The sequence below is a fragment of the Desulfoscipio geothermicus DSM 3669 genome (assembly GCF_900115975.1).
Lineage (GTDB): Bacteria > Bacillota > Desulfotomaculia > Desulfotomaculales > Desulfallaceae > Desulfoscipio > Desulfoscipio geothermicus.
The window spans coordinates 46,059-58,894 of sequence record NZ_FOYM01000002.1; the positions used below are offsets into that span (position 1 = coordinate 46,059).

10 protein-coding genes, 1 tRNA gene and 2 pseudogenes are annotated in these 12,836 nt (G+C 52.9%); 10 read left to right on the forward strand and 3 right to left on the reverse strand.

Annotation, left to right across the window (positions count from 1 at the left end; all coding sequences use genetic code 11):
- The first annotated feature begins 6 nt into the window (after nt 1-6).
- The 7 genes from BM299_RS01670 to BM299_RS01700 all read left to right on the forward strand — a co-directional run bounded on the left by BM299_RS01670 (nt 7) and on the right by BM299_RS01700 (nt 7,383).
- Entirely contained in the window at nt 7-1,299 is a 1,293-nt protein-coding gene (locus tag BM299_RS01670) for a homoserine dehydrogenase (RefSeq protein WP_092481728.1), read from the forward strand.
- A 4-nt stretch (nt 1,300-1,303) separates the two neighbouring features.
- On the forward strand, nt 1,304-2,206 hold the full coding sequence (gene thrB, locus BM299_RS01675; RefSeq protein WP_092481851.1) for a homoserine kinase: 903 nt from the start codon (nt 1,304-1,306) through the stop codon (nt 2,204-2,206).
- A gap of 13 nt (nt 2,207-2,219) precedes the next feature.
- On the forward strand, nt 2,220-3,437 hold the full coding sequence (locus BM299_RS01680; protein WP_092481729.1) for an aspartate kinase: 1,218 nt from the start codon (nt 2,220-2,222) through the stop codon (nt 3,435-3,437).
- 18 nt (nt 3,438-3,455) lie between these two features.
- Nucleotides 3,456-4,661: a cofactor-independent phosphoglycerate mutase gene (locus tag BM299_RS01685; RefSeq protein ID WP_092481730.1), complete on the forward strand. Its 1,206-nt coding sequence runs from the start codon at nt 3,456-3,458 to the stop codon at nt 4,659-4,661.
- Nucleotides 4,662-4,843: 182 nt separating this feature from the next.
- A complete protein-coding gene (locus BM299_RS01690; protein WP_092481731.1) occupies nt 4,844-5,182 on the forward strand; it encodes a hypothetical protein in 339 nt (112 codons plus the stop codon).
- 85 nt (nt 5,183-5,267) lie between these two features.
- On the forward strand, nt 5,268-6,044 hold the full coding sequence (locus BM299_RS01695) for a cell wall hydrolase (RefSeq protein WP_245779603.1): 777 nt from the start codon (nt 5,268-5,270) through the stop codon (nt 6,042-6,044).
- Nucleotides 6,045-6,228: 184 nt separating this feature from the next.
- On the forward strand, nt 6,229-7,383 hold the full coding sequence (locus BM299_RS01700) for an MFS transporter (RefSeq protein ID WP_092481732.1): 1,155 nt from the start codon (nt 6,229-6,231) through the stop codon (nt 7,381-7,383).
- A 104-nt stretch (nt 7,384-7,487) separates the two neighbouring features.
- Here the strand turns inward: BM299_RS01700 and BM299_RS01705 are convergent.
- Nucleotides 7,488-7,925: pseudogene (locus BM299_RS01705) on the reverse strand (DUF362 domain-containing protein); the annotation flags it as partial.
- A 61-nt stretch (nt 7,926-7,986) separates the two neighbouring features.
- Here BM299_RS01705 and BM299_RS01710 point away from each other — a divergent pair.
- Nucleotides 7,987-8,061 (forward strand) — tRNA-Val (locus BM299_RS01710).
- 402 nt (nt 8,062-8,463) lie between these two features.
- A pseudogene (locus BM299_RS19865) lies at nt 8,464-9,327 on the forward strand (SIR2 family protein); the annotation flags it as partial.
- 146 nt (nt 9,328-9,473) lie between these two features.
- Here BM299_RS19865 and BM299_RS19870 read toward each other — a convergent pair.
- Nucleotides 9,474-10,202 (reverse strand): 2-phosphosulfolactate phosphatase, encoded by a 729-nt coding sequence (locus BM299_RS19870; protein ID WP_165608130.1) that lies wholly within the window; start codon nt 10,200-10,202, stop codon nt 9,474-9,476.
- A 220-nt stretch (nt 10,203-10,422) separates the two neighbouring features.
- Here BM299_RS19870 and BM299_RS01725 point away from each other — a divergent pair, with 220 nt between their 5' ends.
- Complete coding sequence (locus BM299_RS01725; RefSeq protein ID WP_092481735.1) at nt 10,423-12,090, forward strand: ABC1 kinase family protein; 1,668 nt, start codon at nt 10,423-10,425, stop codon at nt 12,088-12,090.
- A 53-nt stretch (nt 12,091-12,143) separates the two neighbouring features.
- Here the strand turns inward: BM299_RS01725 and BM299_RS01730 are convergent, their stop codons facing one another.
- Entirely contained in the window at nt 12,144-12,629 is a 486-nt protein-coding gene (locus BM299_RS01730) for a hypothetical protein (RefSeq protein ID WP_092481736.1), read from the reverse strand.
- Between the last annotated feature and the right edge of the window lie 207 nt (nt 12,630-12,836).

Genomic DNA, 12,836 nt, shown 5'->3' on the forward strand with positions numbered 1-12,836 from the left:
CAAGCAATGTCGGCTGAGCATTTACAAATAGGTCTGCTGGGCTTCGGCACGGTGGGCAGGGGAGTTTATCGCATTCTCACCGGCAACGGCGAGAGTGTCAAACAAAAGATCGGCGCCGGGGTTACAATAAAGAAAATTTTGGTACGCAATATGGACAAGGATCGTGGCATCGACGTTGGTCCGGCTAAATTTACCACCAGGGTGGAAGATATTATTGATGACCCGGAGATAAGCATAGTAGTTGAGGTTATGGGCGGCACTGAACCCACCCTGGATTACGTCAGCCGGGCGCTGCAGAACGGTAAGAGCGTGGTCACTGCCAACAAGGACATGATCGCCGCCCACGGCAAGCAATTGTTTGAGCTTTCCGAGGCCAACAATGCGGATCTGCTGTTTGAAGCCAGTGTGGCGGGCGGCATTCCCATTATCAGACCGCTAAAGCAATGCCTGGCCGCCAACCGCATTTCGCAAGTCATCGGCATCATAAACGGTACCACCAATTATATGTTGACCAAGATGACCGAAGAAGGGTCCGATTTCGACGACGTATTGCGGGAGGCGCAGGCCAAAGGATATGCTGAAGCGGACCCCACCGCCGATATCGAGGGCTACGATGCGGCCCGTAAACTGGCCATCCTGGCCTCCATAGCGTTTAATTCGCGCATTGGGTTGGATGACGTATACGTTGAGGGTATTACCAGGATTACCGCGGCGGACATCGCTTACGCCAAGGAATTGAACTACACCATCAAACTGCTGGGCATCGCCAAGGAAACGGCGGACGGCATCGAGGCCAGGGTACACCCGACTTTGATTCCGCATCACCACCCGCTGGCGGCGGTCAACGATGTTTACAACGCTATATTTGTCACCGGCGATGCCGTCGGCGACACCATGTTTTACGGCCAGGGGGCCGGAGAATTGCCCACGGCCAGCGCAGTGACGGCGGACATTATGGACGCCGCCCGGGACCTCTTGCGCAGCGTGCCCGGTATTATCTCCTGCACCTGTTACGAGGAAAAACCGGTCAAGGATATGGGTGCCACTTTGTGCAAGTACTACATCCGCCTCAATGTGGCCGACCGGCCCGGCGTTCTGGCCTCCATTGCTTACGCCTTCGGGGATAAGGAAGTCAGCCTGGCCTCGGTGCTACAAAAGCAAACCGACACCAAAAATGCGGAAATAGTGCTGGTAACTCACCTGGTCAGGGAACAGAATATGCAGGAGGCGCTGGAAATCATCAAACACCTTTCGTCGGTAAACGAGGTTTCCAATATTATTCGCGTGGAGGGTGAATAAACCCGTGATAAGAGTTCAGGTTCCGGCCACCACCGCCAATCTGGGCCCGGGGTTTGACTGCCTGGGGATGGCCCTGGAGTTATATAATATTGTTGAGTTTAGCAAAATCAGCCGCGGCCTGGTGATCGAGGTTGAGGGCGACGGCGCCGAGGAACTGCCGCGCAATGAAAAAAACCTGGTCTACCGGGCGGCCCGGCGGGTTTTTGAACGTGCATGCCGTGTTCCGGAAGGGTTGCGCATCAAGCTGGTCAATAACATTCCGGTGGGCCGGGGCCTGGGCAGCAGCGCGTCAGCAATCGTCGGGGGCATCATTGCTGCCAACGTAATGTGCGGCGCCAATCTCAGCATGCGGGAAATGCTTAACCTGGCTTGTTCAATGGAGGGACACCCGGATAATATCGCCCCGGCCCTGCTGGGCGGTCTTATAATTTATACTTCGGTGGAAGGCGAAATTACCTGGACTAAAATTGACCTGCCACCGGCGCTCAAGGCAGTGGTAGCCATACCTGATTTCATCATGAATACCAGGGATACGCGGGAAGCCCTGCCGCAACTGGTAACCATGCGGGATGCGGTGTATAATATCGGTCGGGCGGCGCTGTTGGTAGCCGCACTGCAAAAAGGCGACCTGTCCATCCTGGGTACAGCCATGGATGATCGATTACACCAGCCTTACCGTCAGGGGGCCATTCCCGGCTTCAAAAAAGTGATATCGGCGGCCAGATTGGCCGGCGCTCGTGGCGTGGCGTTAAGCGGCGCGGGTCCGACCATCGTGGCCCTGGCGGACGGCAACTTTGAACTTATTGCGGAAGTCATGAAAAATACCTTCCGGGAGTGCGGCGTCGGTGCCCGTACCATGATCCTGGCGCCCGGCCCGGTGGGAGCAAGAGCACTGGAAGTAATATAAGGAGTGGAAACAAATGTTGATTGTGCAAAAATTCGGCGGTACATCGGTGGGGGACGCTGCCCGCATCAAAAACGTGGCCCGGCGGGTGGTCACCAAGCAGCGGGAAGGCCATCAAATGGTGGTGGTGGTTTCCGCCATGGGGCACACCACCGATGAGTTGATTGATTTATCCCGGCAGCTTACCGACAACCCCTCTCCCAGGGAAATGGACATGCTGTTGTCCACCGGGGAGCAGGTGTCCATTGCTTTGCTGGCCATGGCCATTAAGAACCTGGGCGCGGAGGTTATTTCCCTGACTGGGCCGCAGGCGGGCATAAAAACGGACAATATATACTCCAAGGCGCGGATTACGGACATTGTCGTAACCCGGATGCGGGCCGAGCTGGACGCAGGCAAAATATTGGTGGTGGCCGGGTTCCAGGGTTTAAACGAGTTCAACGATATCACCACGCTGGGCCGGGGTGGTTCCGACACCACCGCCGTAGCGCTGGCGGCCGCTTTGAAAGCCGATCTGTGCGAAATATTCACCGATGTGGACGGCGTTTATACCACTGACCCTAGATTGGTACCCCAGGCAAGCAAACTGGATTACATAACTTACGATGAAATGTTGGAACTGGCCCACCTGGGGGCCGCGGTGCTGCATCCCCGGGCAGTGGAATGCGCCAAACTATACGGCATCCCGCTGCATGTGCGGTGTAGTTTCAATGATAACCCGGGCACGATTGTAAAGGAGGAAAATGAAATGGAAAAGAACCTGGTTATTACCGGCGTAACTTACACCAAGAACGTAGCCAAGTTGGGCATATTCGGCGTACCCGACCAGCCGGGCATTGCATATTTGATTTTCAAAATGCTGGCCGATCGCAATATCAGCGTGGATATGATTGTCCAAAGCTCCATGCGCGACGGCATTAACGATATTTCATTCACCGTAGCCCAGGATGACCTGCGCAAATCCCTGGAAACCATCGAGGAAATCATTAAGGTGGTGGGCGCGCAAGGTTACACCCATGACGGGGACGTGGCCATGGTTTCGGTGGTCGGCGCCGGCATGAACAGCAACCCCGGCGTGGCGGCCATGATGTTCGGCGCACTGGCCGACGAAGATATCAATATAGATATGATCTCCACTTCAGATATCAAGATCTCCTGCATAGTTAAAAACCAATTTGCCGAAAAAGCAGTGCAGATACTACATAATAAATTTGAGTTGGAAAATATCGGATAAGCAAACCGGAGGTTAGCGATGAAATATATAATAGTCGTCGGTGACGGGATGGCCGACTACCCCCGTCCCGAACTGGAGAATAAAACGCCGCTGCAGTACGCCAATACCCCCAATATGGACCTGCTGGCCTCCCGGGGCGAAGTGGGGCTGGTTAAAACCGTGCCCGAGGGGTTTGCGCCGGGCAGCGACGTGGCCAATCTGTCCGTGATGGGCTACGCGCCGGAAAAGTATTACACCGGCCGCTCGCCGCTGGAGGCGGTGAGTATGGGGGTGGACCTTACTGACGTAGATGTGGCCTTTCGCTGCAACCTGGTAACGCTTTCCGGTGAACCGGATTATGCCCGCAAGCAAATGGTCGATTACAGCGCCGGGGAAATATCCAGTGAAGAGGCCCGCGAACTAATTAATGTGATAGAATCGCAGCTTGGCACCGGTGATAAACATTTTTACCCGGGCATCAGCTACCGCCATCTGATGGTCTGGCGCGGTGGGCCGGAAAAAACCGCACTGACCCCGCCCCATGACATTTCCGGGCAAATAGTGGGTGAATATCTGCCCCGGGGCGACGGCAGCTCAGAGTTGCTGGAAATTATGCAACAGAGTTATGCGATTCTGCGGAATCACCCGGTAAACGTTACCCGGGTGGAAAAAGGTCTGCGCCCGGCCAATTCGGTGTGGCTGTGGGGACAGGGGAAAAGGCCCGCGCTGCCGCTGTTCAAGGATTTGTACCGGCTGGAGGGTGCCGTAATATCGGCGGTGGACCTGATCATGGGCATCGGCATCTGCGCCGGGATGCAAGTGATCAAGGTGCCCGGCGCCACCGGCAATATCCACACCAACTTCAAGGGTAAAGCACAGGCTGCCCTGCAGGCACTGCAGGACGGGGCGGATTACGTATACCTGCATGTGGAGGCGCCCGACGAGGCCGGGCACCAGGGAGATACCGATATCAAGGTCAGAGCCATTGAGGAAATAGATCGCAATGTGCTGGGTCTGATAATGGACGGTCTGGCGGAATTTGCAGATTACAAAGTCATGGTGCTTCCCGACCACCCCACGCCGCTCAGTACCCGTACTCACACCGCCGAGCCGGTGCCCTTTGTCGTCAGCGGCAAAGGCAGCGCCCACAGTAGTGTGCAAGCATATAACGAAGAAACGGCAACTGCATCAGGACTCATGATTCCGGACGGCCCTTCGCTAATGCGACGGTTTATCAATGGTTAAAGGAAAAGGGGACAGGCTCCGGTAAAAGGGGGACAAGCCCCTTTTACGGAGCCTGTCCCCTTTTTTTCTTATTATTTCTATAACTGTTACCAAAGGGCATTTATTGAGTTACAATAAGCTGTAGAACAACGCCCGTGCCGCACGGGTACAGAAGACCGTTTTTGGAAAAGGAGGCACTAAAAATGGAAGAAAGTTTCAGTCGGAAGCGACCTTCCTTTGAGCAGTTCAAGGAATGGTTCGTAGAAGAGGTAAAAAAACACACGCCGGTGGAAACAAAAAACACTTACATGGCCTGGGCAGATGTGGGCGGTGAAGAGCTACGGGAGGATATTATTGAAGCGTTTATGCAAACTCTGGAAAAGCGTTTCGGTTTTCGCCCGGTGTTTAATGAACGTCTCAGTACCATGGATGGCTCTATGGAAAGTGTTGTCATCCGTATTTTCCATGTTTTTTCAACGATGTTTCTGGTGGACCATATCAACGAAAAAATGTACAAGCAGCGGAAGAATAAAATGCATTGATTTTTTACCAAATATTGATCCTTGGCCAAAAAGCGGCAGGCTTGTATAATTAAAGCCGACAATCTATGGTCAAGGAGGGAATTGTTTGATCGACAACATGAGTACAGGCTGTAAAACAAAAATTATCTTTTTTTTATTGGTAGCTGTATTATTACTGGCACTTCCCGCGGCTGCCATGGCGCAGGTACATACCGTCAACAAAGGGGATACCATTTACCTGATCAGCAAATGGTACAATGTCAGCCAGTATGCCCTGCGTTACACCAACAAACTGTGGACCGATGAAATTTACCCGGGTCAGCGATTGACCATCCCTGCCAAATATACCGTGCAAAAGGGAGATACTTTATTTATCATCGGCCAAAAATTCGGTGTTAATTATATTAATATTCGTGACATCAATCAACTTAAAAGCGACCTGATTTATCCGGGACAAGTTCTATACATACCAGCACCAAGGTCAAGCGGTTACACACCGGTGAGCAGGGGGGGAATCAGTTCGTATGATTTTGACCTGCTGGCCCGCATTATCACCGCCGAGGCCGATTCCGAGTCGTACAAAACCCAGGTGGCTGTGGGCGCGGTTGTTTTAAATCGCGTGGTCAGCCGGCAGTTTCCCGACTCCATCCGGGGAGTAGTTTACCAGGTGGACGCCGGCGGCAAGTACCAGTTTGAGCCGGTACTGAACGGCTGGATCAACAACCCGGCCAGCGAGTCCGGGAGACAGGCCGCCAGGGATGCGTTAAACGGTTGGGATCCCTCCAACGGAGCGCTGTATTTCTTTGAATCCTGGGTCCCAAATAAATTCCTGCAATCCCGTCCGGTCAGCGTAGTACTGGATTCATTCACCTTTACGTATTAGTTAAATAATGGTTTTAAAAGGGGACAGGCTACTTTTTCGCTTTTTGAAAAAGTTGCCTGTCCCCTTTTAAAACCGCTATTCTGCGAACAGTTTTATTTGCGCCTGCTAAAAAAATAAGTTATGCTGAGAATAGACTTACTGCGGTCATTAAGGGCGAAGACTAAACCCGGGAGATGTTAATAAATTGTACTGGAAAATAAAACTACTGGTTTTTTTGTATTTTTCAACCATCGGAATCCTACTGCCCTTTCTGCCCCTGCTTTTGCAATCCCGGGGGCTGGACGCCGGACAAATCGGCATCCTGCTGGCCATCGGGCCTTTTGTATCCATGCTGGTGCAGTCACCCTGGGGATACCTGAGCGACCGCCTGCAGACCGTCCGCAAGGTAATTATTCTGCAGATCAGTGTAACTTTTTTATTAAGCCTGGTACTCTTTCAATTGCATTCCTTTTACTGGCTGATACCGGTGATGTTCCTTTTTTATGCTTTTGCCTGGCCGCCCATTCCCCTGCTGGACTGCCTGGTGCTGGCCACCATCAGGGAGGCGGGTGGCAGTTTCGGCAGCTACCGTCTGTGGGGCTCTCTAGGTTTTGCCCTGACTGCGCTGGCGGCCGGCACAACGCTGGCCGCAGTGGGCATTGAGCGAGTCAACTATATATACCAGGGATTGCTGCTGCTGGCACTGCTGCTGGCGTTTCTGGCGCACGACGCCCCACCGGCGGGCCGGCCGGCCACCCCGGCGCAACTCGGAGCGCTGGTCGGCCGGCGGGAAGTGCTGGCATTTTTGTTGTTTATCGCCCTGATCAGTACCACCAACAAGGCCAACGACGCTTTTCTGGGCATTTATATCCACGAACTGGGCGGCACCGAGGCCGAAGTGGGCTGGGCCTGGACGGTGGGCCCGCTCAGCGAAGTGCCCGTATTCGCCCTGTCGGGATTGTTGTTCGCCCGCTTTAATGAACTGGCCCTGCTGGCGCTGGCGGCGGCCATTTATTCCCTGCGCTGGTTCTTATTCACCACCACCGGCGATTCATATGCCGTTATTTTGATTCAACTGCTGCACGGGCTGTCCTTCGGGCTGTTTTATATGTCCGCGGTCTCATATATAAGTAAAATTGTACCGCCCGAACTGCGCGCCAGCGGACAGGGACTGCTTTCCACATTCGCGGGAGGCGTGGCCGGCATAGCGGGCTCTCTGCTGGGAGGATTTGTTATGGACGAAATGGGCTCCCGGTATCTGTATTACAGCTGCTCGTTGCTGGCCCTGCCGGCGATAGTGGCTTTTGCCGCGTTGGCCGTCAAACGGCGCCACGGCTCCGCGATCAGCCGGGCTAACTAACAAAGGTGCCGGGTGTTGAATTGTTGCGATTTGTCAAATCGCAACAATTTAACACCCGGCACCAGAGACCGGTCGCCACGCTATACTTTAACAAGTGTATATTTTCGGCAACCCAGGCCCATGCCCAGGTTTTTCAGTACCCCGCCAAACCCGGTCAATTCATGGCCCTTGAAATGGGTGATGGATATAATGGCGTTGGCATGGCAGGCCGCGCTGCCAATCTTGACTTCCTTGAAGTGTTTGCCCTCGATGGGCACGTTAATATAATCTTTACCGGTAAGCCCGTCGGCAATCACCAGCGGCGCGTTGACCACCGCGAAATCAAACCCGTTTTGGACGGCGGTTTCCAGGTGATCCGCCGCGTTGGCCCGGGAGCCTGCGTACAAGGTGTTGGCGTCGGTAAGGAACGGCTTGCCCCCGGCAGCCCTGACCTTGTCCACTATCATATCCCGGAATCCCAACCGGTCACACAGCTTGGATAATTTGTCCAGCAAATTCTGCTTGCTGCTGGTACGTAAATCGGTAAAATATACTTCAGACATTTACGCAATATGGTGTTGCATTGGCAGGCTGTCTGTGTTATAATAATTTTTGTCAACAAACGGGGCTATAGCTCAGCGGGAGAGCGCTTGACTCACATTCAAGAGGCCACTGGTTCGAAACCAGTTAGCCCCACCAGTAATATCAAGGGTTTCCGGCACCAGTAAAAGGTGCCGGATTTTATTTTGATACCCCAATATTAGTTCGGTAAAGAAGGCACAGGACGGCCTTTTTTTTATTTTAAAGTATACGCAAAATATGGTAAAAGGGGGACAGGCACCGATTTACAAAACGAATCGGAGCCAGTCCCCTTTTACGGTGCCTCTCCCCTTTTTATTCTTGTTTTCAGGGGTTACATACAATGAATTTGAATTGGTAAGTATTTTAATAACTCATTATTCTAAACCCACCGGCTTACAATACCGGTGGTTTAATTGCAGGTGTGTTTTTATGGGAAATTCCAATGTGGTTTTTGTTTTGGGCGCCGGGGCGTCTTACGCGGACGGCGCGCCGCTGCAGGCGGAAATACTTCCCATCATCATGTCCGACGAATTACAGGATATTCCCGTGTCGCCCGTGGGCCGGACGGTCAGGGAGTTTATCGCGGATAATTTTGCCTGGAACGCCGGTGCCCGGATTTACCCCACCCTGGAAACCGTTTTCGGCTTTTTGGACTACTTTATCAGCCAGGATGAACACTTGAGCGCCAAGTACACCAACAGAAAGATCCGCTACATAAAAGAAGGGCTGATAAAACTGATTCACTATGTAATCAGCGCAAAATCAAACAAACAGGGGCAAACCTACCGTTCCTTTTGGGAAGCCGTCCGCAAATACAACCGGAACATAGCCGTCTTAACCTTAAATTACGACACGCTGCTGGAAGAAGCGTTTGGCTCTGTGCGCCCCAATCTCGGTTACATTAATTACTGCATTCATCTCATGAACTATGATTTACCCGGCAACGGCAGCGCCCCCAACTGGTGGGCGTTCCCCGAAAAAAGTGCAGCGCCCGCAAAAGGGGACAGCCCGACGCCGGTCAAGATAATGAAAGGCCACGGCAGTCTGAACTGGAAATACTGCAACTGCTGCAACCAGATTCTGCTCACGCCCTGGGACACCAAAATAGATTTGTTCAGCGACGGGTTTGACAAACCTGACGCTGATGCCGGTAAACACCGCTGCCCAATTGACGCGTCGGAATTTGAAACCCTGATCATTCCGCCCTCACATATTAAAAAAATATCGCACCCCGTCATTTCACAAATTTTAAATGAGGCGCTGCGGGAAATCAGGGCCTGTCGGAAAATTGTCTTTGTCGGGTATTCTTTCCCCGACGCTGACGTGCACTTCAAGGCGCTGTTCAAAAAAAGCCTTACCGCAGGGCAGGAAATAATCGTGGTAAATAACAGCAAAAAAGAGCAATTAAAATATAATTACCGGGCCCTGACCCCCAATATCAGGTTTGTCAATCTTTCCTTCGCGGACTTTTTGAAAAACAATTCCCTACTGGAAGAAATATTGAGCGAATTTAAGCAACTTTCAACAATTCAACTTTCAACACCCGGCACCATTAGGCAGTCGCCGGTGAATACCGGGGCTAGGTCGAACCGGTTCAGCCGGGCGCACCAGCGTAAATCCGCCTCGCGGCCCAGGCGCAGCAGCTTTTGCCCGTGCCGTCCCGCCCGCAGGCCGGCAAGCGGGTCTCGGCTATAAAATCTTGCCAGGTCGTAGGCCGCCATGGCCAGGTCGTCCATCTCCGGTAGACCGCCGGCGGCCTGCTCCATTTCCACCAGCACAAATCCCGCACCCAGCGCGTCTTCCAATGAAAATTCCCCCGCCGTGCCGGCACAAACCAGCTGCACGTCCCGGCCCTCCCGCAAGACCGCCGCGGCAACCGCCCGGGCGTTCAGCAGCGAACCGGTCAGCACGCAGGCGGCCGCGGCGGCCTTGCGTATCGCCCCGGTCCCGTTGGAAGTGGTGAGCACCAGCGCATCGCTGCCGGCGGCGGGCCCTGCGGAAAATTCCAGCGGCGAATTGCCGTGGGGAAAACCTGCAATTTTTTCCCCGCCCCGTTCACCGGCCAGCAAAAAGCCGCGGGCTTCGGCCAGCGCCCGGGCTTCATCCGCCTCCGCCACCGGATACACCAGGCGAAACCCGGAAGCCAACGCGGTTACAATTGTGCTGGTGGCCCGCAGCACGTCAAAAACCACTGCCGTGGTTCCGGCCAAGTCTGTTACATCGCACGAAGCGGCAACCGGGATTAATTTTATGTACAAATCAACCTCATCCTTTCTAAATCTATTTTCATTACACGGGGACGGTTCCATCGTCTTCCCTTCGGTCCTTCGCTGCGCTTCGGGGACGCTCGAACCGTCCCCATGGCTCCGCTAACCTTTAAATTTGTCATATACCGCATTCCTTATAACAATAATACTTACCAACTCGTTTTTAAACCGGGGCAAATAATGGCATTCTATAAACTGGGGGTGATTGGGGTTGCGCCTGCAACTGCACAAGCGGTACAAGCACTTTCGCCGTTACCGGGAAATAGCCAACGTGCTGGCCAAGCACGGTTTCGGCTACCTGTTCGACACCCTGGGTCTGGCTGAGTTCATCCCGCCGGGGCGCATCTCCGCGCCCGAAAAGGCGGACGTACCCCGGGAAACCAGAGCGGCGCGCCTGCGCCTGGTGTTGGAGGAACTGGGTCCCACTTTTATCAAGCTGGGCCAGGTGCTGTCCACCCGGTCCGATATTTTTGCCCCCGCGTATATAGACGAATTGGAAAAACTGCAAGACGACGTGCCCCCGGTGCCGTTTGACCAAATCCAGGCGCGGCTGGAACTGGAACTGGGCCAACCGCTGAGCAATATATTCAGCAACATCAATCCCGTGCCGCTGGCCGCCGCCTCCATCGGCCAGGTGCATGAAGCCACGCTGGCCGGCGGCCGCCGGGTGGCCGTAAAGGTGCAGCGCCCGGGCATCCGGGCCAATATGGAGACTGACATGGAAATACTGTACGACCTGGCCGGCCTGGCGGAAAGACATAGCGCATGGGGTGAAATATATAAATTTACCGCCATGGTAGAGGAATTTGACCATATGCTCCGGGATGAACTGGACTTTGTTCTGGAGGCCCGCCACGCCGATACCCTGGCCCGGAATTTTGCCGCCGACCAGGGCATTCATATCCCCGCCGTATACTGGGATTATACCACCAAAAAAGTGCTTACCCTGGAATTTGTGGCCGGGCAAAAATTAATTAACAGGCAAGAATTAATTGACGCGGGCCACGACCCGGCCGAAATCGCGCGCAAATTAGTCGAGGCCATAATAAAGCAAATCCTTGTGGACGGTTTTTTTCATGCCGACCCCCATCCCGGTAACCTGGTGGTGCTGGCCGACGGCCGGTTGGCTTTTCTGGACTACGGCATTATGGGTTACTTGGAGCAAGAACTGCGCGATAAAATTACCCGGCTGGTATTCGGCCTGATCAATAAAAACTCCGGTGAAATTTTGCGGGCGGTGATGAGCCTGGGGGTGCTGCCTCCGCATGTCAACATGTACCAGTTACGCCGGGATATAGAACGCTTGCGGGAAAAATATTACGAAATCCCCCTCCGGGAGGTCAGCGCGGCGGAATCGTTGAGGGATATTATGCAACTGGCCTACCGGCACCGGATTCGGGTGCCCATGGAATTTACCCTGCTCATCAAAACATTGATGGTCACCGAGGGGATCGCCACCCGGCTGGATCCCGACATCAGCATCGTAAAAGTGCTGGAGCCGCTGGGAACCAGGCTCTTACGGCACCGGTTCAGCGTGCGCAACATAAAAAAGTTTTTATGGGATAATCTATATGACTACCATTTTCTCATCAGCCGGCTGCCGGGGCAGTTGAACCAGATCATTGAATTGTTGGACCGGGGGGAAATCAAAGTAAAAACCGAAAACCCGGACCTGGCCAGGGCTTTATTTAAAATTAACACCATGGTAAACCGGTTGGTTTACAGCATTATAGTGGGGGCCATGGTCATCAGTTCTTCGTGGCTGATCAGGGAACGGATTAGTTTCTGGGGAGTTCCCCTGGCGGAAGTGGGGTTCATTTTATCCGGCCTGCTGGGGTTTTGGCTGCTGATCATGATCATCAGGTCAAGGTATTATTAAAAAACAAACACGGCCCGGTGCCGAGCCGCCGTTTATCAGTATTGAATTTTATCTTAACAGGCGTTTTTCCACTTGCCGATGGTATGATTGATACCCTGAATTTTATCTTCCAGTACTTTTTTTTCTTTAAGCAATGCCGAGATTCTTTCGCCAAACTCCGGCACGCCGCCCGGGGTCATTGATTGCATGTTTGATAAACGGTTCAGGCTTCTCTTTTTGGTGACAATTAAAATATTCAAATAGTCCAGCGCATTTTCCAGTTCCTCAAGTCCGGTGGCGGTATCGCCGATACTTTTATATAGGGCGGCCAGCAATACCGATAGTTCCACCTGGTTGCGCAATTCCAGGGCAACATTCTCCCGCACGACTTTTAACTGGTCAATAAACTGTAAAATTTCATCCCTGTCGCCGATCGTCGGAAAACTTAACTGCACCTGAACAGGACGGCAGTTGGCTACGACCTGCTCTTTAAACTCGTGCTTGGTAAAAATGTCGCTTATTGCTCCCGTTTTGTCCAGGTACTCAATCCACCTGAGCATTTGCGACCCCTCCCCTGATACATATTTTACAATTTTTATTTTACAATAAATTGCACTACGGATGTCTTGTTTTACAGAAATTTAACCTATGTTAAAAATACGTTAACAAAGGATTGAAAACTGGCAAAGTGCAACTGAAAAGTAAAATTTGCAGGATTTTAACAGTTGTTGCAGAAAATTTAACTAAACCAACATAAACCTACATTG